22 protein-coding genes are annotated in these 26127 nt (G+C 71.3%); 15 read left to right on the top strand and 7 right to left on the bottom strand.

Annotated features, from left to right (window positions below; genetic code table 11):
* Positions 1–401: 401 nt before the first annotated feature.
* The 3 genes from ACF08W_RS06675 to ACF08W_RS06665 all read left to right on the top strand — a co-directional run bounded on the left by ACF08W_RS06675 (position 402) and on the right by ACF08W_RS06665 (position 3276).
* Positions 402–902: a cysteine dioxygenase gene (locus tag ACF08W_RS06675; RefSeq protein ID WP_392278627.1), complete on the top strand. Its 501-nt coding sequence runs from the start codon at positions 402–404 to the stop codon at positions 900–902.
* 98 nt (positions 903–1000) lie between these two features.
* Positions 1001–1957, top strand: a complete 957-nt coding sequence (gene cofD / locus ACF08W_RS06670) for a 2-phospho-L-lactate transferase (RefSeq protein WP_366299268.1) — start codon at positions 1001–1003, stop codon at positions 1955–1957.
* Complete coding sequence (locus ACF08W_RS06665; protein ID WP_392278626.1) at positions 1954–3276, top strand: coenzyme F420-0:L-glutamate ligase; 1323 nt, start codon at positions 1954–1956, stop codon at positions 3274–3276. Before cofD ends, ACF08W_RS06665 begins: the two co-directional genes overlap by 4 nt.
* A 53-nt stretch (positions 3277–3329) precedes the next feature.
* Here ACF08W_RS06665 and ACF08W_RS06660 read toward each other — a convergent pair whose 3' ends face one another.
* The 3 genes from ACF08W_RS06660 to ACF08W_RS06650 all read right to left on the bottom strand — a co-directional run bounded on the left by ACF08W_RS06660 (position 3330) and on the right by ACF08W_RS06650 (position 7037).
* Complete coding sequence (locus ACF08W_RS06660) at positions 3330–4340, bottom strand: DNA-3-methyladenine glycosylase family protein (RefSeq protein ID WP_385206457.1); 1011 nt, start codon at positions 4338–4340, stop codon at positions 3330–3332.
* A gap of 168 nt (positions 4341–4508) precedes the next feature.
* Positions 4509–5600 carry a sugar phosphate nucleotidyltransferase gene (locus tag ACF08W_RS06655; RefSeq protein WP_392278625.1) on the bottom strand — a complete coding sequence of 364 codons (1092 nt, stop codon included), beginning with the start codon at positions 5598–5600 and terminating at the stop codon, positions 4509–4511.
* 102 nt (positions 5601–5702) lie between these two features.
* Positions 5703–7037: a peptidoglycan recognition protein gene (locus tag ACF08W_RS06650; RefSeq protein ID WP_392278624.1), complete on the bottom strand. Its 1335-nt coding sequence runs from the start codon at positions 7035–7037 to the stop codon at positions 5703–5705.
* 136 nt (positions 7038–7173) lie between these two features.
* Here ACF08W_RS06650 and ACF08W_RS06645 point away from each other — a divergent pair, with 136 nt between their 5' ends.
* The 5 genes from ACF08W_RS06645 to ACF08W_RS06625 all read left to right on the top strand — a co-directional run bounded on the left by ACF08W_RS06645 (position 7174) and on the right by ACF08W_RS06625 (position 14969).
* Positions 7174–7926: a TIGR03089 family protein gene (locus ACF08W_RS06645; RefSeq protein WP_392278623.1), complete on the top strand. Its 753-nt coding sequence runs from the start codon at positions 7174–7176 to the stop codon at positions 7924–7926.
* Between the two features lie 181 nt (positions 7927–8107).
* Positions 8108–9472 carry an LCP family protein gene (locus tag ACF08W_RS06640; RefSeq protein WP_392278622.1) on the top strand — a complete coding sequence of 455 codons (1365 nt, stop codon included), beginning with the start codon at positions 8108–8110 and terminating at the stop codon, positions 9470–9472.
* A gap of 223 nt (positions 9473–9695) precedes the next feature.
* Positions 9696–11522 carry an LCP family protein gene (locus ACF08W_RS06635; RefSeq protein ID WP_392278621.1) on the top strand — a complete coding sequence of 609 codons (1827 nt, stop codon included), beginning with the start codon at positions 9696–9698 and terminating at the stop codon, positions 11520–11522.
* Positions 11523–11571: 49 nt separating this feature from the next.
* On the top strand, positions 11572–13260 hold the full coding sequence (locus ACF08W_RS06630) for an LCP family protein (RefSeq protein WP_392278620.1): 1689 nt from the start codon (positions 11572–11574) through the stop codon (positions 13258–13260).
* Between the two features lie 248 nt (positions 13261–13508).
* A complete protein-coding gene (locus ACF08W_RS06625; RefSeq protein WP_385206476.1) occupies positions 13509–14969 on the top strand; it encodes an LCP family protein in 1461 nt (486 codons plus the stop codon).
* 16 nt (positions 14970–14985) lie between these two features.
* Here ACF08W_RS06625 and ACF08W_RS06620 read toward each other — a convergent pair whose 3' ends face one another.
* Positions 14986–15534 (bottom strand): acyl-CoA thioesterase, encoded by a 549-nt coding sequence (locus ACF08W_RS06620; protein ID WP_352277022.1) that lies wholly within the window; start codon positions 15532–15534, stop codon positions 14986–14988.
* A 120-nt stretch (positions 15535–15654) separates the two neighbouring features.
* Here ACF08W_RS06620 and ACF08W_RS06615 point away from each other — a divergent pair, with 120 nt between their 5' ends.
* Complete coding sequence (locus ACF08W_RS06615) at positions 15655–16968, top strand: LCP family protein (RefSeq protein ID WP_392278619.1); 1314 nt, start codon at positions 15655–15657, stop codon at positions 16966–16968.
* A gap of 601 nt (positions 16969–17569) precedes the next feature.
* Positions 17570–17932: an SH3 domain-containing protein gene (locus tag ACF08W_RS06610; protein WP_352277019.1), complete on the top strand. Its 363-nt coding sequence runs from the start codon at positions 17570–17572 to the stop codon at positions 17930–17932.
* 98 nt (positions 17933–18030) lie between these two features.
* On the opposite strand, the gene ACF08W_RS06605 is transcribed toward ACF08W_RS06610, so the two are convergent.
* Positions 18031–19041 (bottom strand): DUF5954 family protein, encoded by a 1011-nt coding sequence (locus ACF08W_RS06605; protein WP_385206482.1) that lies wholly within the window; start codon positions 19039–19041, stop codon positions 18031–18033.
* A gap of 131 nt (positions 19042–19172) precedes the next feature.
* Between ACF08W_RS06605 and ACF08W_RS06600 the strand changes: the two genes are divergently transcribed.
* The gene (locus ACF08W_RS06600) at positions 19173–19952 is read left to right on the top strand and encodes an SMI1/KNR4 family protein (RefSeq protein WP_392278618.1); all 780 of its coding nucleotides are present in this window, start codon (positions 19173–19175) and stop codon (positions 19950–19952) included.
* A gap of 52 nt (positions 19953–20004) precedes the next feature.
* On the opposite strand, the gene ACF08W_RS06595 is transcribed toward ACF08W_RS06600, so the two are convergent.
* Positions 20005–20583, bottom strand: a complete 579-nt coding sequence (locus ACF08W_RS06595; protein ID WP_392278617.1) for a GNAT family N-acetyltransferase — start codon at positions 20581–20583, stop codon at positions 20005–20007.
* A gap of 231 nt (positions 20584–20814) precedes the next feature.
* Between ACF08W_RS06595 and ACF08W_RS06590 the strand changes: the two genes are divergently transcribed.
* From ACF08W_RS06590 to ACF08W_RS06580, 3 genes are read left to right on the top strand one after another with little or no spacing between them, the layout of a single operon-like run.
* On the top strand, positions 20815–21072 hold the full coding sequence (locus ACF08W_RS06590) for a hypothetical protein (protein WP_385206491.1): 258 nt from the start codon (positions 20815–20817) through the stop codon (positions 21070–21072).
* Positions 21047–21577, top strand: a complete 531-nt coding sequence (locus ACF08W_RS06585) for a DUF6879 family protein (RefSeq protein WP_392278616.1) — start codon at positions 21047–21049, stop codon at positions 21575–21577. Before ACF08W_RS06590 ends, ACF08W_RS06585 begins: the two co-directional genes overlap by 26 nt.
* Positions 21578–21603: 26 nt before the next feature.
* The gene (locus tag ACF08W_RS06580) at positions 21604–22452 is read left to right on the top strand and encodes a helix-turn-helix domain-containing protein (protein WP_392278615.1); all 849 of its coding nucleotides are present in this window, start codon (positions 21604–21606) and stop codon (positions 22450–22452) included.
* Between the two features lie 950 nt (positions 22453–23402).
* Here the strand turns inward: ACF08W_RS06580 and ACF08W_RS06575 are convergent.
* Positions 23403–24560: an acyl-CoA dehydrogenase gene (locus ACF08W_RS06575; RefSeq protein WP_352277086.1), complete on the bottom strand. Its 1158-nt coding sequence runs from the start codon at positions 24558–24560 to the stop codon at positions 23403–23405.
* Between the two features lie 206 nt (positions 24561–24766).
* Here ACF08W_RS06575 and ACF08W_RS06570 point away from each other — a divergent pair, with 206 nt between their 5' ends.
* A complete protein-coding gene (locus ACF08W_RS06570; RefSeq protein ID WP_385207574.1) occupies positions 24767–26110 on the top strand; it encodes a UDP-glucose dehydrogenase family protein in 1344 nt (447 codons plus the stop codon).
* Positions 26111–26127: the final 17 nt, after the last annotated feature.

The raw sequence follows: 26127 nt of genomic DNA, 5'->3' as shown, positions 1-26127 counted from the left end.
GAAGGTTTCCGGGCACGGCTGATGCGCCACATCTCCGCCGCCCCGACCGGATAAACCTTTCTGCGTTCCGGGTGCCCGGATGGGGTGAACCACCGTGCGGCACACCGGCCACCGAGTTGACATCGGCCGATCCGGCCGGTCACCCTCGACGCATGCCAGCGACCGCCGCGATGTACGCCGCCCACGTCCGTGGGTTCCGCACCGCTGCCCCGACGCGCTGTTGCTGTTCCAGCTGTCACAGCTGTTGATGCCCCGGGGCCCCGGCTCTGATCCGGCCCCTCCCGCAGCACCCTCTCCGCACCCCCGCAGGGCTCTGCCCCTCCGTCCGCGCTCCCCGCGCGGTCGGCACCGTGGCCCCGCGCCCCCGCACACGCCCCCCATGCCGAGGAATCACCGCATCCATGAACAGCGACAGCGACCTCCAGATCGCCGGCGACATCCTTGAGGTCCAGCACCTTCTCCAGCCCGCCCGGGAGCACCCCGTCACCGTGGCGGAGTTCGCCGGGCTCGCCCGTTCCGTCGCCGCCGACCGGGCCCGCTGGGAACCGCTGGTCCGGTACGACGCCACCACCCGCTGGTACCACCGGCTCGGCACCGGGCCGGGCTACGAGCTCTGGCTGCTCAGCTGGGTGCCCGGTCAGGGCAGCGGGCGCCACGACCACGGCCGGTCCTCCGGCGTGCTGACCGTCCTGGACGGGACGCTGACCGAGCGCACCGGGCGCGCCGACCGCTCCCTGGCCCCCGGCGCGCAGCGGGTCTTCGCCCCCGGCTATGTGCACGAGGTGGTCAACGACTCGCTCGAACCGGCCGTCAGCCTGCACATCTACTACCCGGGGCTCACCGAGATGCCGATGCACGCCGCGCGGTGCGCCGCCGCGGCCGACGCCGTGACCGCCGTCTGACGCCGTCGCCCCGCCGGTCCCGGGGCCCGCCGCCGGGCTCCGGCCGCCCGTCCGGTGCCGCGGCGACGACTGTCCGTGGTGCCTGACAGACTGTCCGCATGCGCATTGTGGTTCTGGCCGGCGGTATCGGTGGTGCTCGTTTCCTGCGTGGCCTCAAGCGGGCCGCGCCCGACGCGGACATCACGGTGATCGGCAACACCGGCGACGACATCCATCTGTTCGGGCTGAAGGTCTGCCCCGACCTCGACACCGTGATGTACACCCTCGGCGGCGGCATCGACGAGGAGCAGGGCTGGGGGCGTACGGACGAGAGTTTCCAGGTCAAGGAGGAGCTCGCGGCGTACGGCGTGGGCCCCGACTGGTTCGGGCTCGGCGACCGCGACTTCGCGACGCACATCGTCCGTACGCAGATGCTGGGCGCGGGCTATCCGCTGAGCGCCGTCACCGAGGCGCTCTGCGCCCGCTGGAAGCCGGGCGTCCGGCTGCTGCCGATGTCCGACGACCGGGTGGAGACCCATGTCGCGGTCGATCTGGACGGCGAGCGCCGGGCGATCCACTTCCAGGAGTACTGGGTGAAGCTGCGCGCCTCGGTCGACGCGCAGGCCGTCGTGCCGGTCGGCGCCGAGCAGGCCAAGCCCGCGCCGGGCGTCCTGGAGGCCGTCGCCGAGGCCGATGTGATCCTCTTCCCGCCGTCCAACCCCGTCGTCTCGGTGGGCACGATCCTCGCCGTGCCCGGGATCCGGGAGGCGATCGCCGAGGCCGGGGTGCCGGTCGTCGGCCTCTCCCCCATCGTCGGGGACGCGCCGGTGCGCGGGATGGCCGACAAGGTGCTCGCCGCGGTGGGCGTCGAGTCGACGGCCTCGGCCGTGGCCGCGCACTACGGCTCCGGGCTGCTGGACGGCTGGCTCGTCGACACGGTGGACGCCGGGGCGGTCGCCGAGGTGGAGGCGGCGGGCATCCGCTGCCGCGCCGTGCCGCTGATGATGACCGACGTCGACGCGACGGCCGAGATGGCCCGGCAGGCGCTGGCCCTGGCCGAGGAGGTCCGGGCGTGACCGCCGGGGCGGACGGCGGCGGGGCGCCCGCGTACCGGGTCTGGGCGCTGCCCGGGATGCCGGAGGTGCGGGCCGGGGACGACCTGGCGAAGCTGATCGCCGTCGCCGAACCGAACCTGGCCGACGGGGACGTCCTGCTGGTCACGTCGAAGATCGTCTCCAAGGCGGAGGGCCGGATCGTCGAGGCGACCGACCGCGAGGCGGCGATCGACGCGGAGACGGTGCGGGTGGTGGCCCGGCGCGGCACGCTGCGCATCGTGGAGAACCGGCAGGGCCTGGTCATGGCCGCGGCCGGGGTCGACGCGTCGAACACCCCCGCCGGGACGGTGCTGCTGCTCCCCGAGGACCCGGACGCCTCGGCGCGGGCGATCCGCGACGGGCTGCGGGCGGTCCTCGGCGTCGAGGTCGGGATCGTCGTCACGGACACCTTCGGGCGTCCGTGGCGCAGCGGGCTGACCGACGTGGCGATCGGGGCGGCCGGGATCCGGGTGCTGGACGACCTGCGCGGCGGGACCGACGCGTACGGCAATCCGCTGAGCGCCACCGTGGTCGCCACCGCCGACGAGCTGGCCGCCGCCGGTGACCTGGTCAAGGGCAAGGCGGCGGGGCTGCCGGTCGCGGTGGTGCGCGGGCTCGGGCAGGTGTTGGACCCGGCGGATTCGGCCGGGGCGAGTGCGCTGGTGCGGGGCGCCGAGGGCGACATGTTCCGGCTCGGTACGTCGGAGGCGGTGCGGGAGGCGGTGACGCTGCGGCGCACGGTCCGCGAGTTCGCCGACGATCCGGTGGACCCGGGCGCGGTGCGGCGGGCCGTGGCGGCGGCCGTGACGGCGCCCGCGCCGCATCACACGACCCCGTGGCGGTTCGTCCTGCTGGAGTCCGAGGAGTCGCGGACCCGGCTGCTCGACGCGATGCGGGAGGCGTGGATCGCCGATCTGCGCCGGGACGGGAAGAGCGAGGAGTCGATCGCGAAGCGGGTACGGCGGGGCGATGTGCTGCGCCGGGCGCCGTACCTGGTGGTCCCGTGCCTGGTGATGGACGGTTCCCACACCTACGGGGACGAGCGGCGGGACACCGCGGAGCGCGAGATGTTCGTGGTCGCGGCGGGGGCCGGGGTGCAGAACTTCCTGGTCGCGCTGGCGGGCGAGCGGCTCGGCTCGGCGTGGGTGTCCTCGACGATGTTCTGCCGTGACGTGGTGCGCGAGGTGCTGGACCTGCCGGGGTCGTGGGATCCGCTCGGCGCGGTGGCGGTGGGGCGCCCGGCGGCCCCGGCCGCGGACCGGCCGGAGCGGGCCGTGGCGGACTTCGTGACGGTGCGCTGAAAGCCCGCCGGGTGCCCGGCGGGCTTCCGGGACGCGGTGCGCCGCGGCACGCCCTACAGGCGCGCGATGTCGCCCCGGGACATGCGCGGGGCGCGGCGCGGCGGGATGCGGCCGGAGAGCAGGACGAGCCGGGTGGCCCGGTGGCGCTGGCCCTCGTACGGGGCGAGCAGGGCGAGCATCTCCGCGTCGTCGGCGTCCCTGCGGTCGGCGAGGGCGTGGCCGACGATGCCGGGGAGGTGGATGTCCCCGACGGTGACGGCGTCGGGGGCGCCGTTGGAGCGTTGGAGGGTCTCGGCGGAGGTCCAGGGGCCGATGCCCGGGACGAGTTCCAACCGGGCCGCGGCCGCCGGGAGGTCCATGGCCGCCGCCTCCTCCAGCCGCCGGGCCACCCGTACCGCGCGCAGGATCGTGCCGGAGCGCTTGGCGTCGACGCCCGCCCGGTGCCACTCCCAGGACGGGATCAGGGACCAGGTGCGGGCGTCCGGCATGACGTGCAGGCCCAGCGCGGTGAACGGGGCGTGGCCGGTGGGGCCGGGTGCCGGGGTGCCGTGCGTGCGGACCAGGTGGCGCCAGGCGCGGTACGCCTCGTCCGTGGTGACCTTCTGCTCCAGGATCGACGGGATCAGCGACTCCATCACCAGCCCGGTGCGCAGCAGGCGCAGGCCGGGGCGGCGGTGGTGGGTCAGGGCGAGCAGCCGGTGGCGCGGGCGGAAGGCGTCCGGGTCGTCGTCGGCGCCGAGCAGCGTCGGGAGCCGGTCCAGCAGCCAGGGCCCGCCGGGGCCCCAGGCCGCCGCCTCGATCCGCCCGCCCCGGTCGGCGACGCGGAGGGTGCCGGGCCCCTCGGGGGTGCGGCTGGCCCGCCAGAACGTGCCGTCGCCGGTCATCCGGTAGGTGGGGTCGGCGGGGCCCCGGCGCAGCGGGCCGAGGACGAGGCGCAGGTCGAGCGGGCCCGGCGGGGTCCAGTCGCGGGTGAGGGCATCCGCCGCCGGGGCCGTCGCCGCCGTCGCCGTCCGGCGCGGAACGGCGGCGCGCGGCGTGCCGCGGGGGGCGAATCGTCCTGCCACGGGTCGGGGTCCTCAGGGGTCGGTTCTCGGTCGTCGGTTCTCGGTGGCCGGTTCCCGGTCGCCGCGCCCGGCCGCCGGCCACCGGCTCCCGGCGGTCGGCTCCCGGCCGGGTCGTCGGTGACGGGGCCTGCCCGTCGAGGGTAAGCCCGGCGGGCCCCGTTTCCGTTCCTACTGGTCCGAGGAGAAGCGCACCGCCCCGTCCGGGAGGACCGCCCCGCACCAGACCCGGATGCCGTCGCGCAGCTCGTTGTCGGCGCCGATCCGGGCACCGTCCCCGACGACCGCGCCGCTGAGCACCGTCCGCTCGCCGATCCGGGCACCGGCTCCGACCAGTGAGTCCTCGATCACGGCGCCGGGTCCGACGACCGCTCCGGCCAGGATCGCCGAGCCGTCGATCCGGGCCCCCGCGCCGACCAGGGCGCCCTCCCCGATCACCGAGCCGCCGCCGATCTTGGCGTCGGGGGCGACGGAGGCGTCCGGCAGGACGAGCCGGTCGCCGCACCGGCCCGGGACGGCCGGGGACGGGGCGCGCCCCAGGACCAGGTCGGCGGAGCCGCGGACGAATGCCTGCGGGGTGCCGAGGTCCAGCCAGTACGTGGAGTCGACCATGCCCTGCAGGTGGGCCCCGGCGGTGAGCAGTCCGGGGAAGGTCTCCCGTTCGACGGAGACCGGGCGGCCGGCCGGGACCGTGTCGATGACCGAGCGCCGGAAGACGTACGCCCCGGCGTTGATCTGGTCGGTGACGATCTGTTCGGGGGTCTCCGGCTTCTCCAGGAACGCGGTGACCCGGCCGTCGCCGTCCGTCGGGACGAGGCCGAAGGCGCGCGGGTCCTCGACCCGGGTGAGGTGGAGGGAGACGTCGGCCCCGGAGGCGGTGTGCGTGGCGGCCAGGGCCCGGATGTCCAGGCCGGTGAGGATGTCGCCGTTGAAGACGAGCACCGGTTCGTCTGGGGCGGCGGTCAGCCGGGACGCGGCGTTGCGTATCGCCCCGCCGGTGCCGAGCGGTTCGAGCTCGGTGACGTACTCGATGTGGAGGCCGAGTCCGGAGCCGTCGCCGAAGTACGGCTCGAAGACCTCCGCCAGGTACGACGTCGCGAGCACGATGTGCTCGACCCCGGCGGCGCGGGCGCGCGCCAGCTGGTGCGAGAGGAAGGGCACGCCCGCCGCCGGGACCATGGGTTTGGGCGTGTGCACCGTGAGCGGGCGCAGCCGGGTCCCCTTCCCGCCGACCAGGAGGATCGCTTCTTTTGCCTCTGTCACCGCGCTGACTCTGCTTCCTGCTGGGGTCCCGGCCGGGATTTCGGCTGGCCAGTGTATGCAGCGCGGTCGGTGGCGGCCCCGGGCGGTCGCGGCGGCCCCGGGTCAGCGGCCCTGCATCTGGGCCGAACTGCTGCGGGCCGAGCCGAGCTTGTTGTAGAGGCGGGCTCCGGGGCATTCGGTCACATAGCCGTCCCGGTGGCCGGAGATGACGTTGAGGCTGACCTTCGCCCCCTTCTTGTACTTGTTGCTGCCGCCGGAGACGAGGGTGACCTTGCCCTTCGGGTTGGCACCGAACAGGCCGAGCTTCCAGGCGGTGAGCTTCGCGACGGCGTTGACGGCGGCGGACGGCGGGGTGGAGTCGGTGAAGGTGCCGAGCACCGCGATGCCCATGGTGTTGCTGTTGAAGCCGAGGGTGTGTGCTCCGAGCACGGCCTTGGTCACGCCTCCTGCCCGTCCTTCGTAGATGTTTCCGCACTTGTCGACGGCGAAGTTGTAGCCGATGTCGCGCCAGCCGCTGCTCTTGACGTGGTAGCGGTAGATGCCGCGCAGTACGGCGGGGGCCTGGGCGCAGGTGTAGTTGTTGCCGGTGGCGCTGTGGTGGATGAAGGCGGCCTTGACGGTGCTGGTGTAGACGAAGGTCCGTTCCCGGAGCTTCTCGTCGGCGCCCCAGCCCTTGCGGGTGACGATGCCGGGGCGGGGCCCGATGTACGGGCGGGCGCCCCGGGCGAGACCGGCCTCCGCCTCGCCCAGTGCTTCGGAGGCGGACTTGTTCAGGGCGGGGAGCATGCCGCCCGGCACGTTCCGCGCCGCCGGACCGGACTGTCCGGTGCGCCCGGCCGTCGTCGTACCGCTTCCGGGGGCCTTCGGGTCCTTGCCGGGGTCGACGAGTTCGAGGTGCAGCCCGCCGGGCAGCGGTCTGGCGGTGCCGGTCCGGTCCTGCGGGTCCGGGGCCTCGGGGCGTACCCGGACCGACACGGCGTCCGAGTCGCCGACCCAGAGCGGGGCGGTGGAGCCCCGGACGCCGCGGGACCGGCGTTCGGCAGTGTCGGGGTCGGCGGAGTGTTCGGCGTTGTGGGTCTCCAGGTCCTGCCAGCGCGACCAGGTGCCGGTGCCGGTGGCGCGGGTGCGGACCTGGACGGTGCCGTGGAGTTCGGCGTCCGCGTCGTTCCAGACGACGCCGAGCATGGAGAAGGGGTGGACCTCGCGGTCGAGCAGGCCCTGTTCGGGGGTGGTCCGGTGGTCGACCCGGTCGGACGGCAGCGGCAGGGCCCGCAGCGCCAGGGACTGTGTGGAGCCCGGCACATCGACGGATCCGGCCGGCGCCACGGAGGCGGTGCGGGGAGCGGGGGCGGGGGCGGCGCCCGCGGGCACGGCCGACGGAAGGGCGAGAACGGCCGCGCAGGCGACACCGATCGAGGATGCAAGGAAGGCACGCATGCGAACAATCCTGGCCATACTCGGCAAGTCCGGCTACCTGGACCGGGGCCCGGCCTGACGGCCCCTCGGTTCCGGCGGCGTCCGGAACGGCCGTTTCCGCCCGTGGGGGCACCCCTCGCCGCGTACGCTTGCACGGATGAACGCCACCGACCGCACCCCTGCCGACCTGCTGCGTTCCGCGCTCGCCGCGGATCCGGCCCGCCCCCTGGTCACCTTCTACGACGACGCCACCGGGGAACGCGTCGAACTGTCCGTGGCCACCTTCGCCAATTGGGTGGCCAAGACCGCCAATCTCCTCCAGGGCGACCTGGCCGCCGAGCCCGGTGACCGGCTCGCGCTGCTGCTGCCCGCGCACTGGCAGACCGCGGTCTGGCTGCTCGCCTGCTCCTCGGTCGGGGTGGTCGCCGAGGTCGGGGGCGATCCGGCCGGCGCCGATCTCGTCGTCAGCGGGCCGGAGGGGCTGGAGGCGGCGCGCGCCTGCTCCGGCGAGCGGGTCGCCCTGGCGCTCCGTCCGCTGGGCGGCCGGTTCCCGCAGCCGCCCGAGGGGTTCACAGACTACGCGGTCGAGGTGCCCGGCCAGGGCGACCGCTTCGCCCCGTTCGCCCCGGTGGACCCGAACGCCCCGGCGCTGGTGGTGGACGGCACGGAGCTGACGTCCGTACAGCTGGTGGCGCGGGCCCGCGAGGAGGCGGCGGCGCTGGGCCTGTCCGCCGGATCGCGGCTGCTCACGGGCGGTTCGTACGATTCCTGGGCGGGGCTGGCCGCGGGGCTGTACGCGCCGCTGGCCGCCGGGGGGTCCGTGATCCTCTGCCGTCATCTGGACCGGCTGGACGCGGACGGGCTGGCGAAGCGCGTGGCGAGCGAACGGGCCACCGCCACCGCGGTATGACAAACGCTCCCGGGGGCCACTCGTCCGGCCCACACCGGGTCGAGCCCCGGTGGCTGTGCGTCAACTCCGGTACATGATCGGCGCTACGGGCCATCGGGGGCACAACCAAGCGTGAAGTTCATCCGTCTACTTGTGCGACCGGCGGCCCGAGGTGCCGCCGAACGTGAAGGATGGACGCAACGTGAGCGAAAGCGCCGGGCCGCCGGACGAACCGGCGGCGGGCGGGGGCGGGCCGCACCCCGGAAACGACTCCGCAAGCGGCTCCACGGACACCCCGGGGGCCGACTCCGGGAGCGCCCCCAAGGACAGCTCCGGGAACGGCTCCCCGGACGGCCCCGGGCCCGCCCCGGGGAACGGCCCGCCGGAGAGCGGACCCGACCCCCTCCCCGTCACCGCCGTCGCCGCGCCCCGCCCCCGCCGCCACTGGCTGCGCTGGACCGCGCTGGGCGCCTCGTTCGTCGTCCTGGTCGCGGCGGGCGTCGGCTGCTGGCTGTACCGGAAGCTCGACGGCAACATCCGGACCGACACCTCCGTCGCCGCCGAGCTCAAGGTGTACGAGCGGGAGCGGCCGGTACCGGTGGTGCGGGACGCGGAGAACATCCTGCTCATCGGCTCGGACAGCCGGGCCGGCGAGAACCGCGCGTACGGCCGGGACGACGGCGGCAGCCAGCGCTCGGACACCACGATCCTGCTGCACCTGGCGGCGGACCGGAAGAGCGCCACCGCGATGTCCCTGCCGCGCGACCTGATGGTGGACATCCCGGCCTGCCACCAGGCGGACTCCACCACGACCAGGGCGATGTTCGCCCAGTTCAACTGGGCCTTCGAGCGGGGCGGCGCGGCCTGCACGATCCGTACGGTCGAGAAGCTGACCGGCATCCGGATAGACCACCACATGATCATCGACTTCAACGGCTTCAAGGACATGGTCGACGCGGTCGACGGCGTCCAGGTCTGCCTCAAGAAGCCGGTGGACGACCCCGACGCCCATCTGAAGCTCCCCGCCGGGCGCCAGACGCTCGACGGCGAGGAGGCGCTGGGCTACGTACGGGCCCGCAAGTCGATCGGCAACGGCAGCGACACCGAGCGGATGGACCGCCAGCAGCAGTTCCTGGGCGCGCTGGTGAACAAGGTCCAGAGCGACGGCGTCCTGCTCAACCCGACCCGCCTCTACCCGGTGCTGGACGCCGCCACCAAGGCGCTGACCACCGACCCCGGGCTGGACAACCTCAAGGATCTGTACGACCTGGTGCGCGGCCTGCGCGACGTACCGACCGACAAGGTGCAGTTCCTGACCGTGCCCCGGCAGCCGTACGCCGCCGACCGAAACCGGGACGAACTCGTACAGCCCGCCGCGGAACGGCTCTTCAAGCGGTTGCGCGCGGACAAACCGGTCACCGTCGTCCCGGCGGACCAGCTCGCACATGACAACGGGAAGAACACCGGGAAAAACAATGCCGCGGCCGATACTTCGGACGCTTCCGGCCCCACTCCGACGCCCACGTATTCGGGCAACAACGCGGCGGCGGACCTGTGCGAGCAGTAAAGCAATTCCCAAACGGGAGCCGGTGATCGGCGTGTAATGAGCAGTATGACCAGTTGTAAAGAGCGTGGAATTTGTCACGCGCGTCGCTCGACGTGGAATCGGGCGGATAGTGTGACGCGATCCGGTGCTGCCGGCCGTCTGGCCGCGCACTTCTGGAGCGAAAGATCGAGCGCCTGATCGGGGGAGGCGCCTCGCGTGGCACCGACGGAGGACACAAGCAACCGTGGATGCGCAAAGCCGTGGGCGGGCGGACGGAATCGACCCCGCAGACCAGTGGGTGCTCAACCCGAACACTGGCGATTACGAGCTGCGACTGAATAATTCCGGAGGGGATTCGGGCGACTCCGCCCGGACTTCCGGCCCACGTGTCCCCCACAGCAGAGGCCCGGTCCAGGACAGAGAAGGCGGACGGCGGGGCGGGGGCGACCGCCGTGCCCCGGTCGGCGACGGCGAGGACGGCTCCCCGGTCCGCGAGGGCCGCCGGGGCGCCCCGGGCCGCGAGGTGCCCGGCCAGCGCCGCCGCTCCGCCAACGGGACGCGCGGCACGGAGGGTTCCGACCCGGAGGCCACGGGGTCCCGGCGTGCCCGCAAGTCCCGCAAGGCGTCCAAGGCGCGGCGCAAGAAGGCGCTGATGTGGACGGGCGGTGTGACGGCCTTCGTGCTCGTCGGGCTGTCGGTGGGCGGCTACGCGCTCTACCAGCACTTCAACAGCAGCCTGAACACGGTCGACGTCGGCGGGTCCGGCAACAAGAACGTCTTCGACAACGACGCCCCGATCAACATACTCGTCATCGGTACCGACAAGCGGACCGGCAAGGGCAACGAGGGCTACGGCGACAAGGGCAGCATCGGCCACGCCGACACCAACATCCTCTTCCACGTCTCCGAGGACCGCACCAACGCGACGGCGCTCAGCATCCCGCGCGACCTGATCACCGACATCCCCGACTGCAAGGTCCCGCAGGAGGACGGCTCGGAGAAGCTGGTCCCCGGCAGCCAGGGCGTCCGCTTCAACGAGAGCCTCGGCCAGGAGGGCCGGGGCCCGGGCTGCACCATGGACACCGTCAAGGCGATAACCGGCCTGAAGGTCGACCACTTCATGATGGTCGACTTCAACGCGGTGAAGGAGCTGTCCACGGCGGTCGGCGGGGTCCAGATCTGCCTGGCGAAGGCGGTCAACGACCCGGACTCCCATCTGAACCTGCCGGCCGGTGAGCACCGCATCCAGGGCGAGGACGCCCTGGCGTTCGTCCGGACCCGGCACAGCTTCGGCAACCGGGGCGACCTGGACCGGATCCAAATCCAGCAGCAGTTCGTCGCGTCGATGATCCGGCAGATGCAGTCGGACGACACCCTGACCAGCCCGACCAAGATGTACAAGCTGGCGGACGCGGTGGTCAAGGCGCTCACCGTGGACTCGGGCATCGGCTCGGTGAAGAAGCTGACCTCGCTGGCCCAGGAGATCGGCAAGGTCAACACCAAGAACATCACCTTCACCACCGTGCCGGTGCTCGACAACCCGGCGGAGAAGGTCAAGGCGACCGTCGTACTCAACCCGCCCAAAGCGGACGCGCTGTTCGCCATGATGCGCGACGACACCTCGCTCACCGAGGTGAAGTCGAAGAAGAAGGCCGCGAAGAGCAAGCAGGACAAGCTCCTCAAGGGAACCAAGGCGGCCGCGGCCGACGTCCGCGTCGATGTGTACAACGGCGGCGAGGTCCCCGGGGGGGCGCAGGCGACGGTCACCTGGCTCCAGAACGAGCAGGGCGTCCTCAAGTCCACGAACAAGTCCAACGCCCCGTCGAAGATCGACAAGACGACGTTGGAGTACGCCCCCAACCAGGCCGACCAGGCCCGGGCGCTGGCCGCCATGATGGGCCTGCCCGGCTCGGCCCTGAAGCCGGGCACCGAGGACGCCGAGGGTCTCCAGGCGATGATCCTGACCCTCGGGAAGGACTTCAAGGCGGCGGGCACGCCCATCACCGGTCCGACCAAGGCGCCGGAAGACATCCAGCAAGCCAACGCCGACAAGGCAGTGTGCGCCAAGTGACACCGGGTCACCGCGCCGAACCACGAAACTGAGCAGCAGGGGGGTCCCGGTGGGACGGAGCAGCACGCCCGGGGAGGGGACGCGACCACGCGTCCGTCGCGCCGAACAACTCGGCTGGGACGACGGGCTGTACGAGGACGGGCCGGAGCAGGGGGCGGGCTCCGGCGACGGGGAGCGACCGAAAGCCGGCGCGGCCGGGGCGGACGGCGGCCACCGGCGCGGTGGCGGCCGCAAGCGGCGCGGCAGGAGCGGCAAGCGCAAGGTGCTGCGCTGGAGCGCCTCGGTCCTGGCGCTGCTCATACTCGGCGGCGCGGGGGCCGGATACCTCTACTACGAGCACCTCAACAGCAACATCAAGAAGGCCGATCTGACCCTCGGTGACAAGAAGATGGCCGATCACAAGGCCAACTCCGCCGGTCAGACCCCGCTGAACATCCTGCTCCTGGGCTCGGACGCGCGGGACGACAAGGAGAACCAGAAGCTCGGCGGGGCCAAGGACACCTTCGGGGCGCCACCCCTGGCCGATGTGCAGATGCTGCTCCACCTCTCCGCCGACCGGTCCAACATGTCGGTGATCAGCATGCCGCGCGACACCATGCTGAAGATCCCCAAGTGCACCGACCCGGAGACGAAGAAGGTCTACCCCGCGAGCATCGGCCTCAAGATGACCAACGAGACGCTGATGCGCGGGGGGCCGGGCTGCTCGGTCGCCACCTGGTACGAGCTGACCGGCATCACCATCGACCACTTCATGATGATCGACTTCTCCGGGGTGGTCTCGATGGCCGACGCGATCGGCGGCGTCCCGGTCTGCGTCAAGGAGAACGTCTACTCGCACACCAGCGCGGGCAAGGGCTCCGGGCTCAAGCTGCGGAAGGGCACCACGAAGGTCCAGGGCAAGCAGGCCCTGCAGTGGCTGCGCACCCGTTACGGCTTCGAGGACGGCACCGACCTCGGCCGCACCCACGCCCAGCACATGTACATGAACTCGATGGTCCGCGAACTGCGCAAGGGCACCAAGCTCACCGACCCCGGCAAGCTGATGGACCTGGCGGACGCGGCGACCGACGCACTGACCGTCGACAAGGGCCTCGACACGGTCAAGAAGCTGTACGACCTCGCGGAGGAGCTGAAGAAGGCTCCCACCAGCCGCATCACCATGACGACGATGCCGAACGTCTACGGGACGGGGAGCCTGGAGGGCCGGGTCCTGCCCAAGGCAGGTGACGCCGAGCGGCTCTTCCAGATGGTCCGCGACGACATCCCGCTCGACGGCAAGGCGTCCAAGAAGAAAAAGAAGCCCCCGGTCGCCGAGAAGCCCACCTCGACCCCGGCCGAGACGCCGGTGACCATCCGCAACGGCACCCGTACCGAGACCGAGTACCCGGTCAAGGGCCGGGCGACGGCGGTCCAGGGGCTGCTGGCCGGGAAGGGCTTCACCCAGTCCTCGCTCGACACCGCGAACACCGAGGCGTCGGACCGGACCACGGTGGCGTATCCCAGCGTGGACATGAAGGGCAACGCCCAGGCGGTCGCCAAGGCGCTCGGCATCCCGCTGAGCGCGGTGCGGAAGTCGACCGACGTCTCCGGCATCACGCTGACCGTGGGCTCCGACTGGCGGGAGGACGGGGAGTACAAGGCGCCCCCCGCCGAGGAGAAGACCCCGGACACCGCGCGGGCGCTCAACGGCAGTGACGAGTCGGCCTGTATGGACATCCAGCCGGGCTTCACCTGGTAGCCGCCGGGTCACCCGGCCGCCCGGCCACCCGCTCGCGAGGCACCGAAGGGGCCCCCGGAACACCGGAGGGCCCCTTCGGCCGTTCCGGCGGCGTTCCCGGGGAGACCCCCCACCCGGCGCCGGGATCCGGCCGCCGCGTTGGCGCGAACGGGGGACACCGGCGCGTCCCGCTGGGCGATATGGCGGATAAAAGATCATATTGGCCTACCGTACGGACGGTCCCTCTCCCTCGCACCCTGGAGGTACCCGTGCCCGTACCGCACCGCTCCCTGGGCCCGTCGAGCTCCCGCGGGGTCCCGCCGCGCCTGCGGTCCAGAAGACAGGACGAGCGGCCGCGCTGGGGAGCGCGGCTGGTGACCGGGCTCTCGGTGCTGGTCCTCGGGGCCGGCGGGGTCGGCCACGCGGTGGTGTCCGGCCTGGACACCGGGATCGACCGGGTCGACCCGTTCAAGGACATGAAGAACCGGCCGAGCGCGGGCGTCGGCACCAATCTGCTGCTCGTCGGCACCGACGGCCGCGACCGGATCACCCCGCAGGAGAAGCGGAGGTACCGGCTGGGCGGCGCGCCCTGCCACTGCACCGACACGGTCATGCTGGTCCATCTGTCGGCCGACAAGAAGCGCGCCAGCGTCGTCTCACTGCCCCGGGACAGCTACGCCGAGGTCCCCGCGCACCGGGCCCCGGACACCGGCGCACCGCACCCCGCCCGCCCGATGAAGCTGAACGCGGCCTACGCCGAGGGCGGCCCGAACCTGACCCTGCGGACCGTCGAGAACATGACGGGCATCAAGATCGACCACTATCTGGAGGTCGACTTCACCAGCTTCATGCGGACGGTCGACACCCTGGGCGGGGTACGGATCTGCACGCCCCGGCCGCTGAAGGACGCGTACACCGGCCTGGACCTGGCCGCGGGCCCGCACGACCTGAACGGCGGGCAGGCCCTCCAGTACGTACGCTCCCGGCACATCGACGGCGCCGCCGACCTGGGCCGGATGCAGCGCCAGCAGAAGTTCCTCGCCGCACTGATCGAGCGGGCAACCGGGAGCGGGGTGCTGCTGAACCCGGTGAAGCTCCGGGACGTCGTCTCCACGGTGCTGGGCTCGGTCCGGGCCGACGAGGGCTTCGGGGCGGAGCAGATGCTGGAGCTGGGCCGGGCGATGCAGGGCTTCTCCCCCTCGTCGTCGGAGTTCACCTCCGTACCGGTGGGGAACCCCTCGCACCCGGTGAAGGGCATCGGCTCGACGGTCACCTGGGACCCGGCGAAGTCCAGGAAGCTCTTCCGGGCGCTGCGCGAGGACGAGCCCCTCGCCCCCGCCCGCCCCGCCGGACCGCGGGCGCTGCCCGTCGACGTGGACCCGAAGCTGATCCGGATCCAGGTCTACAACGGGACGCCGAGGGACGGCCTCGGGCAGAAGGCCGACGACGCGCTGCGCGCCACCGGCTTCGACACCACCCGCGCCCCGCTGAACGGGGACGCGCACGACCTGGAGCAGACCCTGGTCACGTACGACCCGCGCTGGGACCGGTCCGCGAAGTCGCTGGCGGTGGCGCTGCCGGGGGCGCGGCTGCACCCGGTGAAGGGGCAGGGGCCCACGATCCGGGTGACGGCCGGGACGGACTTCGGCGAGGTGCGCCGGGTGCGGGCCGAGGACCCGGAGAGCGGCCCGTACGGCGCCGTCTCGGGCGACCAGGTGGTCTGCCCGTGACGGAACGGCCGAGGCCTCAGTCCTCGATCCCGTCCGCGGCGCGCTTCTCCCGCAGCTCCTTGATCGCGCGGCGGCGGGCCAGCCGGTGGGTGCGCCGGATCTGCGCCTCCTGGTAGCGCCGCCGGTCGCGCTCCGTCTCGGGGATCACCTGCGGCACGGGGCGCGGCCTGCCGTCCGCGTCGACCGCGGCGAAGACCAGGTAGGCGCTGCCGACCTGCTGGGCGGGGGTGGATTCGTTCCAGCGCTCGGCCATGACCCGGACGCCGACCTCCATCGAGGAGCGGCCCGTCCAGTTCACCTGGGCGCGGACGTGGACGAGGTCGCCGACCCGGACCGGCTCCAGGAAGACCATCTCGTCCATGGAGGCCGTCACGGCGGGGCCGCCGGAGTGCCGTCCGGCCACGGCACCCGCCGCGTCGTCGACCAGCTTCATGATCACGCCGCCGTGCACCGTGCCCAGCAGGTTGGTGTCGTTGCCGGTCATGATGTGGCTGAGGGTGGTCCGGGAGGCGGCGGTGGGCTTGCCCGGGATGTCGCCCTCCGGGCGCGGGGCCTGATCTGTCATACAGTCCACCTTATGCGGGGTGCTTCGGCCCGGGCGCAATGCATCAGCTTCGCAACAGCCCCGGTCCGATTTCCCGCTCCCCCTGTAAGAGGGACGCCTCGGGCCTGCACACTGGTCCGTATGAACGATTGGCCCGAGGGATGGTCCGACGACAACCGCGGCGGTAACCGCTACGGGCAGGGCAGCGCCGGCGAGCGGCCCGAGGGTGCCCGCGTGATGCGGCACGTTCAGCGCCCCGCCACCCCGCCCCAGCAGCGGCCGGCCCCGCCGCGCCCGGCCGGGCCGCCCCGGCAGCGCCGGGCGGAGCCGTCCCCGTACGGCGGCCCCGACGAGAACACCGGATACGACAGCGGTTACAACACGGGCCAGGTCTACGGCGGTGGCGGCCGGGGCGACGGCCACGGCGGCGGACCCGGCGGACCCGGCGGCGGTCACACCCCGCAGGGTCGTTCGGCGCCGGACTGGCGCCGCCGGATCAAGATAGGCGCGCTCTCCCTGGTGATCGTGGTCCTCGCGGTCTCCATAGGCACCTACTTCTGGGCCGATTCCAAGCTCAGGCGCGAGGTGGACCTCTCCAAGGTCATCGAGCGGCCGGAGAGCGGCAAGGGCACCAACTACCTGATCGTCGGTTCCGACAGCCGCGAGGGCATGACGTCCGACGACAAGAAGCGGCTGCACACCGGCTCCGCGGCGGGCAAGCGGACCGACTCGATGATGATCCTGCACGACGGGGCGAACGGGCCGACGCTCGTCTCCCTGCCGCGCGACTCGAACGTCGAGATCCCCTCGTTCAAGGGTTCCGAGTCCGGCAAGCTCTACCCGGCCCGCGGCCGCTTCACCAAGCTGAACGCCGCGTACGCCATGGACGGCCCCGAACTCCTCGTCCGCACGGTCGAGTTCAACACCGGGCTGCGCATCGACCACTACGTCGAGATCGGCTTCGGCGGCTTCGCCAAGATCGTGGACGCGATCGGCGGGGTGGAGCTGGACATCCCCAAGGCGTTCAAGGACAAGAAGTCCGGCGCCGACTTCCAGGCGGGCAAGCAGACGCTGAACGGCGAGCAGTCGCTGGCCTTCGTCCGCACCCGGTACGCCTTCGCCGAGGCCGACCTGGCCCGTACGAAGAACCAGCAGAAGTTCCTCGCGGCGCTGGCGAGCCAGACGGCGACGCCGTCCACGATCCTCAACCCGTTCAAGCTGTACCCGACGATGGGCGCGGGGCTGGACACCCTGATCGTGGACAAGGACATGTCGCTCTGGTCCCTGGGCAAGATGTTCTTCGCCATGAAGGGCGTCACGGGCGGCGACGGAAAGTCGATGAACATGCCGGTCGCGGGCTTCAGCAACGGGAACGTGGACTGGGACAAGGCCAAGGTCAAGCAGCTGGTGGACCAGCTCAGGAACGACGAGACGGTCACCGTCTCCGGCCGCTGACGACGACCGGGCGAGGGCCTGCCTCCAGAGTGCCGACGTCCGGCCGGAGGCCGGCCCGCGCGGCGTCCGGTACGTGCGATCGCGGGCGGAGGTCCGTCCCCGTACTGGGAGTACGGGGACGACTCCGACAACGTGGCGAGCGATGGGGCCTCTCCCGATCGAGCGGCGCCGAGAGCCCGGGAAAGCGCCAAACGCCGCACTGCAGGCAGTAGTTGGAAGACAGGACGAAGGGCCGGGTGGCTCCTGGAAACCCAGGAGCCACCCGGCCCTTGCACGTGCCCACTCCCCTTGACGCATGCCGGACCCCTCCCTGAAACCACCACCTTCCAGCCATCCGGTTTCGGGCCTGGCCGCCCATACAGGCACCGGCATTTGGCTGAAATGCATGCGATTCAAGTCAATGATTCACCAAGCGTTCACCAAGTCGTGCAGCACGCGACCTTGAACATAGAAAAGTTGTGCGAATTCACGTCGCGTTCGACGCCCGAAAACCCGGTGTCCGATACGCGCCTGCCAAGAGGCTGTGGGTCGCACATAGTTTCTGCCTGTACCTGGAAGCGCGCCCCTCCGGCAGGTCGGGTGCACGACGAACAGGAAGAACGTGAAGAGAACGAAGCTCTGGACCTCGCTGGCCCTTCCGTTCCTGGTCGCCTCGGCGGCCATCGTCTCCGCCCCGGCCGCGGGCGCGGCCACCACCGGCGCAAGCGCGTGCACGCACCCGGCGTGGTCCAACAAGGACGCCGGCTACGGATACGTGTCCGGCAGTTCCGCGCCGCTGCGCACCGGCCCGAGCGCCGACTGCCCCACCACCGCCACCGTCTACTCCGCCAAGCTGTACTACCACTGCTACGTGGTGAACTCCGCGGGCAACACTTGGACCCACGCGCGCATCGACGGCACGCAGATCAACGGCTGGATCTACGACGGCAACCTGACCAACTCCGGGGCGCTCAAGGCCTGCTGACCCGGGCCGCCGACCCTGTACCGATCCGAGGCGCCGTTCCCCTTCCTGGGGAGCGGCGCCTCCGCCTTCACGCCGACCCCGGTCCCGGCCCGCGTCGCCTACGACTCGGGGGTGATGTTGCCCCACTCGTCCATCACGGGGTGCATCCGCATGGGGTCGTGGATCTCGACGTCCGACTTCCGCGGGCCCTCCGGACCGGCGGGGCCGATCCGCATCATCCGTTCGACCCGAATGATCTCGAAGCGCCGCCCGCGCACCTCCAGCTCGTTGGGGCGCCGACGCTTGCTGAACGCCTCGGCGGCCCGGGCGTAGATGGCCGCCTCGTCCTCGTCGATCTGCTTGAACATCGGCAGGAACTTCGTCAGGTGGTAGACCAGCGAGCGCCGCGCGTCCTGCGGGGTGGGGTGCTGGGACGACACCAACGACCAGGCGTGTTCCTTGCGCTCCATCACCCGGAAGGCGACCGGCAGCAGCACCAGCCCGGGGTGGGTCCGCAGCGCACGCCGCGAGTCCGCCAGCACATCGGCCGGGAAGCGCTGGGAGGTGTACGCGAGCGGCACGAGGCCCATCCGGTCCAGCCCCTCGGTCAGCCCCACCGCCGCCGCGTGGTCGATGACGAAGCCCTTGGTGGTCGAGGGTGTATCAAGTTCGAGGTCCCAGCCGTCCGAGTCGACGTCGGTGGCCCGGGGCGGCTCCATGCCGCTCTCACCGATCCGGGCGAACTCGTCGGCGCGCACGATCCGGTAGCGGGTGTCGCCCACGGTCAGGTCGTTGACCCGCTCGGTCTCCAGCCGGCGGACCGCGTCGAGCAGGGCACGCCGCTCACGGGGATCGTCCGTCTCGTCCCTGGCCTTGAACCAGAGGTAGCTGTTCAACTCGTCGCGGACGTCCTGCGGATAGCCGGACTCCATGTCGGTGATCAGCCTCCACCGCGGCCGCTCGCCCCGGCGCTGCTCGGCGACGCCGAAGAGCGGGCCCCGGATGACGACGTTCGAGTACGTCCGGGACGAGGCGAACGCGTCCGCCTCGGTGACCATGGACACCGGGTCCTCCCGGCGCTGCACGTTGATGACGAGGTGATCCGGCAGTGCCTGATGGTGATCGTTCATGCACCCAGTGTGCCGATCGCGTGACCGGGAGGTACGGGGATTCCGTGAAAGCGCCCCGGAGCGCGGGGAGTCGGGGCAGAGTGTGCTGCCGTCGGCGGCCCCTGTCAGTGGCGCTCCCTATAGTCACGCCCATGACGCAGGAACAACCGCCCCCGCCCCCGGGGTCCACCGCGGCCCCGGCAGCCGCTCCGGACTCCGGCGCCGATCCCGCCACCGATCTCGCCTTGGACCTGGAGGCGTTGACCGCCGCGGTCGGCGTGCGGCCCGACCGGCAGGCGGCGTGGAGCTTCGTCCGCGCCTTCGCCCGCGACTGGAGCCCCCGCCCGCTCACCGCGGCCGACGGCCGCGCCTCCGCCGAGCTCGACGCGGCCGCGGAGCGGCTGGGCCTGCCCCTGCCCGCCGCCCTGCGCGAGGCCCACCACCTCCTGGGCCTGCGGCCTGACCTGACGAGCAATCAGGACACCTTGCTCGCCCCGGAGGACCTCTACCTGGACGAGGACCGGGGCGTGCTGGTCTTCCGCGTCGAGAACCAGTCCTGCGCCTACTGGGGCATACGGGTCACGGACCTCGGCCAGGAGGACCCGCCCGTCGTGTTCCGCCTCGACGTCCCCCGGCCCACCGCCGACGACTGGATCGCCTGGCTGGACCGGCTGAGCGTCGCGCTCGTCGAACTCGTCCTGTCCGAGGCGCTGTGCGCCGACGAGGACCTGATGGGCTGGCTGGACCCCGAGGACATCCCCGCGGCCTTCCGCCGCCTCCCGCTCCCGGAGTACCCGACCGCCCAGCTGCCGGGCTCACGCTGGTACGCGCACGACGGGGTCGTCATCCGCGACGACCACGGAACCGCCCTCCTCCGGGCCCGCACCGAGGCGGATCTGGACCGCTTCGACGGGGAGTACGAGGGCATCTGACCGGACGTGACAGAGGGCGGGGATGTGTCACGTCCGGAGGTGCGGTACGGGCTCAGCGCACGGACACCGGCTCCTCCGGAGGCCGCCAGTCCCGCCGGATCAGCCCGTAGACCCATGAGTCGGAGACCTCGCCGTTGACGACGCAGTCCTCCCGCAGCGTCCCTTCACGGACGAACCCGAGCTTCTCCAGCACCCGTGCGGACGCCGCGTTGCGGGTGTCGGCCTCGGCCTGGACGCGGTTGAGGTCCAGCGTGTCGAACGCCCACCGCAGCAGGGAGCCGGCGGCCTCGGTCGCGTAGCCGTGGCCCCACGCCGCTTCGCCGTAGCAGTAGCCGAGCGACGCGCTGCGGTAGTCCGGATTCCACCCGACCAGGCCGCACCAGCCGAGGAACGCCCCGTCGGAGACACGGTCCACGGCGAGCCGCACCCCGGTGCCCTCCCGCACCATCCGCCGACAGGTCTCGACGAACCTCCCGGCGCGCTCGCGTTCGCTCCACGGCGGCGAGTCCCAGTACCGCAGCACACGGGCACTGCTGTGCAGTGCGAAGAGCCCGTCCCCATCCGCGTCCTCGAAGGCGCGCAGCCGAAGGCGGGCGGTGCGCAACGAGGGGGCGGGCAGTGGCGTCGTCATGTTCCCTCCCCGAACGGTGACCGGCCCATCAGCCATCCGGCGCAGACTACCGACGCCCGCTCGCACCGTCTCCCCCAATAAGGAACGCCCCCGCCGTTCGGCGGTGGCGTTCCTCGTGCGCTCCGGGCGGTCGGCCGCCTACCCAAGGCCAAGGCCCCCTCTTGACCGGGGCTGCCCCGGAGGGCGAAGCTCGTGCAAGTGGGCGTAAGCCACTCGGCACCGGAGGCAGTCATGGCACTACGGTTCATCGGGATCGATCCAGACACCGGTCAGCAGGGTTCCCCCACCATTTGGGTGGACGAAGAGAAGAGGGAACTCGTACTCCAGGGCTGGAAGCCGGACGAGAAACTGGAGGCAGAGTGCACCGCTTTCGAGGCTCCCGGACATGCGTCGGGAATCCCGGCACACGAAGCCGTCATTCGGATTCCGGTCCGCATGGTGCCCATGCTCAGGGAGGCATGTGATGTCGCAGAACGACCCGAGCTTTGACGAGCTATTGGCGGCCGCCAAGCACTCCGCCGTGCACCTGGAGATGCGCGACTCGTACGGGGTGGGCGATGAAGCCGAGGACTTCGACAACTGGAAGCGTACGGGGCAGCGCGACGTGGACCCCGCTTCCGAGTACTGGATGCCTTGGGTCGATTTGATTCGGGGCACGGTGAAGAGAGGCGTTACGGTTCGACGCGCACGCGTTGTCTCCGAGCCGGTCACCGACTACATCCGTTACGAGCACGCCGGCACCGTGGTCAATATCCACGCCGGGGAACAGGTTCGCTGGCTGCCCAGACGGCGGGCATCGGACATCGCTCTGCCTGGTAACGACTGCTGGATCTTCGACGGCGAGACCGTGCTGTTCAACCACTTCTCGGGTGACGGGAACTGGTCCGATCAGGGCTGGGAGTTCCGCCCGGAAGCGGACGTGGCCCGGTTCGCATCGGCCGCGTTCGAGGCGGTGTGGGAGCGGGGCATCCCGCACGAGAAGTACTTGGTCTGAACCAGCGAAACACTGAAGAGCCACTCATGTCCACATCCCCCTCGTCCAGCGTCCAGGCCGCACGTGAAGCCCTTGCCGCTCGTCTCGGAGAGCTACGCAAAGACGCGGAGCTGACCGGGCACGAGGTGGCCCTTCGGTGTGGCTGGAGCCCCGCGAAGTCATCACGCATCGAGCGGGCCAGGACGCCTGCGTCCGATGCCGATATCCGTGCCTGGTGCAAAGCATGCGGCGCGGAAGACCAAGCTGCGGATCTCGTCGCAGCAAACCGCCAGGCCGATCAGATGTACGTCCACTGGAAAAAGCTCCATCGCCATGGAATGCGCCGGGCGCAGGAGGAAGTGGTTCCCCTGTATCAGGGAACCCGACACTTTCGCGTGTACTGCTCGAATGTCGTGCCCGGCATGCTCCAGACCGAGGCGTACGCGGCGGCCTTGCTCTCCACCATCGCCACCTTTCAAGGGACCCCCGACGACTCGTCCGATGCCGCCGCCTCACGCGTCGAACGCTCGCAGGTCCTCCACGAAGGTGGCCGCCGGTTCGGCCTCCTCATGGAAGAGACCGTACTTCGCTACCGTATCGGTGACGCGGATACGATGGCCGGCCAACTTGGCTATCTCCTCGCCGTGATGGCACTTCCGGACGTAAGCCTGGGCATCATCCCGTTCACCTCCGATCGACGCGTGTGGCCGTTGGAAGCGTTCTACCTGTTCGACGACCGCCGCGCGAGTGTCGAACTCCTGACGGCCGCCGTGAACGTATCGGCTCCAAGCGAGATCAACGTCTACGCCAAGGCTTTCTCCCAACTGGCGGAAATGGCCGTGTACGGCTCGGATGCCCGCGTCCTCATCACAGATGCGATCAACTCGCTCCAGTGATTCGCGTGCAAGCTGCTGCAAGAACGTGGACCGGCTGAACCTGCCCTCCCTACCGTCCATGACATGGCGCAGCAGTCAGGGGACAAGGCGGGCGATGGTGAGTGACAGCAGAGTGCAGGGAACCGAAGCGGGCGACCACGTCGGTGGCGGATCAACCCGCCGGGCCCTCTCCCGCTCCTCAAGGACGCGTGGTGTCGACAGCGTGTTCCTGGTGAGCGCGTCCGACCCGGGGCCGGAGGGGGCGGACCTCGGCCCCGGCTCGCCCCTTCGCTGGCCGAAGTGCGCATGCGGCAGCCCGAAGTGCCCGGACTACCAGGCCCCTCCTCCACCCGGCGCGAGAGGAACTGAGCGCCAGGGTCGCGGAGGTCAACAGGCTGAGCCGTAGGGGTGGGCTGTGAGCGTCAGAACAGTAATGCGGTACGTGAAGCACCGGATCACCGAACACCCGGACACGGATGTGACGTTCGAGGCCGAGTGCTTGGGCTGCAAGTGGAAGGCGGCGCCTTCCATCGAGTCGGCGTCCATCGACGTGGAATGCATGAGCCATACCGGCCGGTCCGGGCACGCCGGATTCCGGCGCATGCGGACATCGTTCGCCGTGGTCGTACGTGCTGAGTAGAGCCCCACTCCAGCGGTGGAAACCCTGAGCTCCCGCCCGTGCCGGGCGGCGGCGGTCAGCCATGACCGCGATGAGTCGAGCAGGAGGTGCGGTGACGCAGAACGGAACCGACCCGTACGCGCTCGACATCAGCGGCGCATCGTTCGTCCAGGCGTGCGGCGGCCACGGAGACCATACGAACGGCCCCCGGCGCGAAGCCGGGGGCCGCTGTGTTCGTGCAGGTGAGAGGCGATTTCTCGCCCGGCATCAGGCCCGAACGGGCCCGAACCGACCGGAAGCCGAGCCCCGCCCGTGAGCCACCGGAAACGGTCGCTGACCTGCGAAAATCTTGCTACGGCAGGTTGCGCGCCATGACGATGCGCTGGACCTGGTTCGTGCCCTCGTAGATCTGGGTGATCTTGGCGTCGCGCATCATGCGCTCCACCGGGTAGTCGCGGGTGTAGCCGTAGCCGCCGAGGAGCTGGACCGCGTCCGTGGTGACCTCCATCGCGACGTCGGAGGCGAAGCACTTGGCGGCGGCGCCGAAGAAGGTCAGGTCGCCGTCGACGCGCTCGGACTTGGCAGCGGCGGAGTAGGTGAGCTGGCGGGCCGCCTCCAGCTTCATGGCCATGTCGGCGAGCATGAACTGGACGCCCTGGAAGTCGGCGATCGGCTTGCCGAACTGCTTGCGCTCCTGGACGTAGCCCTTGGCGTAGTCGAGGGCGCCCTGGGCGATGCCGAGGGCCTGGGCCGCGATGGTGATGCGGGTGTGGTCCAGGGTCTTCATCGCGGTGGCGAAGCCGGTGCCCTCCTCGCCGATCATGCGGTCGGCGGGGATGCGGACGTTGTCGAAGTAGACCTCGCGGGTCGGCGAGCCCTTGATGCCGAGCTTCTTCTCCGGGGCGCCGAAGGAGACGCCCTCGTCCGACTTCTCGACGACGAAGGCGGAGATGCCCTTGGAGCGCTTGGTCGGGTCGGTGACGGCCATGACCGTGTAGTACTCGGAGACGCCCGCGTTGGTGATCCAGCGCTTCACGCCGTTGAGGACCCAGAAGTCGCCGTCGCGCACGGCCCGGGTCTTCATGCCGGCCGCGTCCGAACCCGCGTCGGGCTCGGAGAGGCAGTACGAGAACATCGCGTCGCCCTTGGCGAGCGGGCCCAGGTACTTCTTCTTCAGGGCCTCCGAGCCGGAGAGGATCACCGGGAGGGAGCCGAGCTTGTTCACGGCCGGGATGAGGGAGGAGGAGGCGCAGGCGCGGGCCACCTCCTCGATGACGATGACCGTGGCGAGGGCGTCGGCGCCCGCGCCGCCGTACTCCTCCGGTACGTGGACCGCGTGCAGGTCCGCCGCGGTCAGGGCGTCGAGCGCCTCCTGCGGGAAGCGCGCCTCCTCGTCGACCGCTGCCGCATGCGGGGCGATCTTCGCCTCGGCAAGCGCACGCACCGTCTCCCGGAGCATCTCGTGCTCCTCGGCCGGACGGTACAGGTCGAAATCGGTCGAACCCGCCAAGACGCTCACTCCCCATACGCTAACTACCGTTAAGTAACTCAATTTTAGGGCGCTGTGCCCACGATGGCCTACGCAAAGGCCGCGTGAGCTTCACGACAGGGGTCCAGAAGGGCGGCGCGACCGTACGGGCGGCCGGAATCCGGGCCTTCGGAAGCAGGACTATGCTCGTTCACCGCATGTCTGTCCGCATCTTCCAGGAGCACTTCATGGCCCTCAGGATCACTGTGATCGGCACCGGCTACCTCGGCGCCACCCACGCCGCGGCCATGGCGGAGCTGGGGTTCGACGTGCTCGGCCTCGATGTCGTGCCCGAGAAGATCGAGACGCTGAGCGCCGGCCGGGGCCCGATGTACGAACCGGGCCTGGACGAGTTGCTGCGCAAGCACGTCGCGGGCATCGAGGGCTCCACCGGGCGGCTGCGGTTCACCACCTCCTGGGAGGAGGTGGCCGAGTTCGGCGATGTGCACTTCGTCTGCGTGAACACTCCGCAGCGGCACGGCGAGTACGCCTGCGACATGAGCTACGTCGACTCCGCGTTCGAGTCGCTGGCCCCGCACCTGACCCGGCCCACCCTGGTCGTCGGGAAGTCGACCGTTCCGGTGGGCTCGGCGGCCCGGCTGGCCGACCGGCTGGCGGAGCTGGCCCCGGCGGGCGCCGACGCGGAGCTGGCCTGGAACCCGGAGTTCCTGCGCGAGGGCTTCGCCGTGCAGGACACCCTGCACCCGGACCGGATCGTCGTCGGCGTACGGAGCGAGCGGGCCGAGAAGCTGCTGCGCGAGGTGTACGCGACGCCGATCACCGAGGGCGCGCCGTTCGTGGTGACGGACTTCCCGACCTCCGAGCTGGTGAAGACGGCGGCCAACTCCTTCCTGGCCACGAAGATCTCGTTCATCAACGCCATGGCCGAGGTCTGCGAGGCCACCGACGGCGACGTGGTGAAGCTGGCCGAGGCGATCGGCCACGACGAGCGGATCGGCTCGAAGTTCCTGCGGGCCGGGATCGGCTTCGGCGGCGGCTGCCTGCCGAAGGACATCCGGGCGTTCATGGCGCGCGCCGGTGAGCTGGGCGTGGACCAGGCGCTGACCTTCCTCCGGGAGGTCGACTCGGTCAACATGCGGCGCCGCGGCCACATGGTGGAGCTGGCCCGGGAGGCCGTGGGCGGCGGCTCGTTCCTCGGCAAGCGGGTGGCCGTGCTCGGCGCGACGTTCAAGCCGGACTCGGACGACGTACGGGACTCGCCGGCGCTGAACGTGGCGGGGCAGATCCAGCTGCAGGGCGGCCAGGTCACCGTCTTCGACCCCAAGGGCATGGACAACGCCCGGCTCCTCTTCCCGACCCTGGGGTACGCGGAGACGGCGCTGGACGCGGTGCGCGGCGCCGATGTGGTGCTGCACCTGACGGAGTGGCGGGAGTTCCGCGAGCTGGACCCGGCGCAGCTCGGTGAGGCCGTGGCGCACCGGATCGTCCTGGACGGGCGGAACGCGCTGGACGGCGAGCGGTGGCGCGCGGCCGGCTGGACGTTCCGGGCCATGGGGCGCCCGACGGCCTGATCCGGCCGGCCGCCCCG

This window comes from Streptomyces sp. NPDC015144 (genome assembly GCF_043079735.1).
Lineage (GTDB): Bacteria > Actinomycetota > Actinomycetes > Streptomycetales > Streptomycetaceae > Streptomyces.
Note: the sequence above shows the minus strand (reverse complement) of the source record. Positions and strands in the feature narration are given on the sequence as shown.

What these genes read in the sequence shown, in the direction of transcription:
- ACF08W_RS06590 (WP_385206491.1), top strand. Translation starts at nt 20,815, where the DNA reads ATGGCACTACGGTTCATCGGGATCGATCCAGACACCGGTCAGCAGGGT.
- ACF08W_RS06615 (WP_392278619.1), top strand. Translation starts at nt 15,655, where the DNA reads ATGAACGATTGGCCCGAGGGATGGTCCGACGACAACCGCGGCGGTAAC.
- cofD (WP_366299268.1), top strand. Translation starts at nt 1,001, where the DNA reads ATGCGCATTGTGGTTCTGGCCGGCGGTATCGGTGGTGCTCGTTTCCTG.
- ACF08W_RS06580 (WP_392278615.1), top strand. Translation starts at nt 21,604, where the DNA reads ATGTCCACATCCCCCTCGTCCAGCGTCCAGGCCGCACGTGAAGCCCTT.
- ACF08W_RS06605 (WP_385206482.1), bottom strand. Translation starts at nt 19,041, where the DNA reads ATGAACGATCACCATCAGGCACTGCCGGATCACCTCGTCATCAACGTG.
- ACF08W_RS06650 (WP_392278624.1), bottom strand. Translation starts at nt 7,037, where the DNA reads ATGCGTGCCTTCCTTGCATCCTCGATCGGTGTCGCCTGCGCGGCCGTT.
- ACF08W_RS06595 (WP_392278617.1), bottom strand. Translation starts at nt 20,583, where the DNA reads ATGACGACGCCACTGCCCGCCCCCTCGTTGCGCACCGCCCGCCTTCGG.
- ACF08W_RS06600 (WP_392278618.1), top strand. Translation starts at nt 19,173, where the DNA reads ATGACGCAGGAACAACCGCCCCCGCCCCCGGGGTCCACCGCGGCCCCG.
- ACF08W_RS06675 (WP_392278627.1), top strand. Translation starts at nt 402, where the DNA reads ATGAACAGCGACAGCGACCTCCAGATCGCCGGCGACATCCTTGAGGTC.
- ACF08W_RS06645 (WP_392278623.1), top strand. Translation starts at nt 7,174, where the DNA reads ATGAACGCCACCGACCGCACCCCTGCCGACCTGCTGCGTTCCGCGCTC.
- ACF08W_RS06620 (WP_352277022.1), bottom strand. Translation starts at nt 15,534, where the DNA reads ATGACAGATCAGGCCCCGCGCCCGGAGGGCGACATCCCGGGCAAGCCC.
- ACF08W_RS06570 (WP_385207574.1), top strand. Translation starts at nt 24,767, where the DNA reads ATGGCCCTCAGGATCACTGTGATCGGCACCGGCTACCTCGGCGCCACC.
- ACF08W_RS06585 (WP_392278616.1), top strand. Translation starts at nt 21,047, where the DNA reads ATGTCGCAGAACGACCCGAGCTTTGACGAGCTATTGGCGGCCGCCAAG.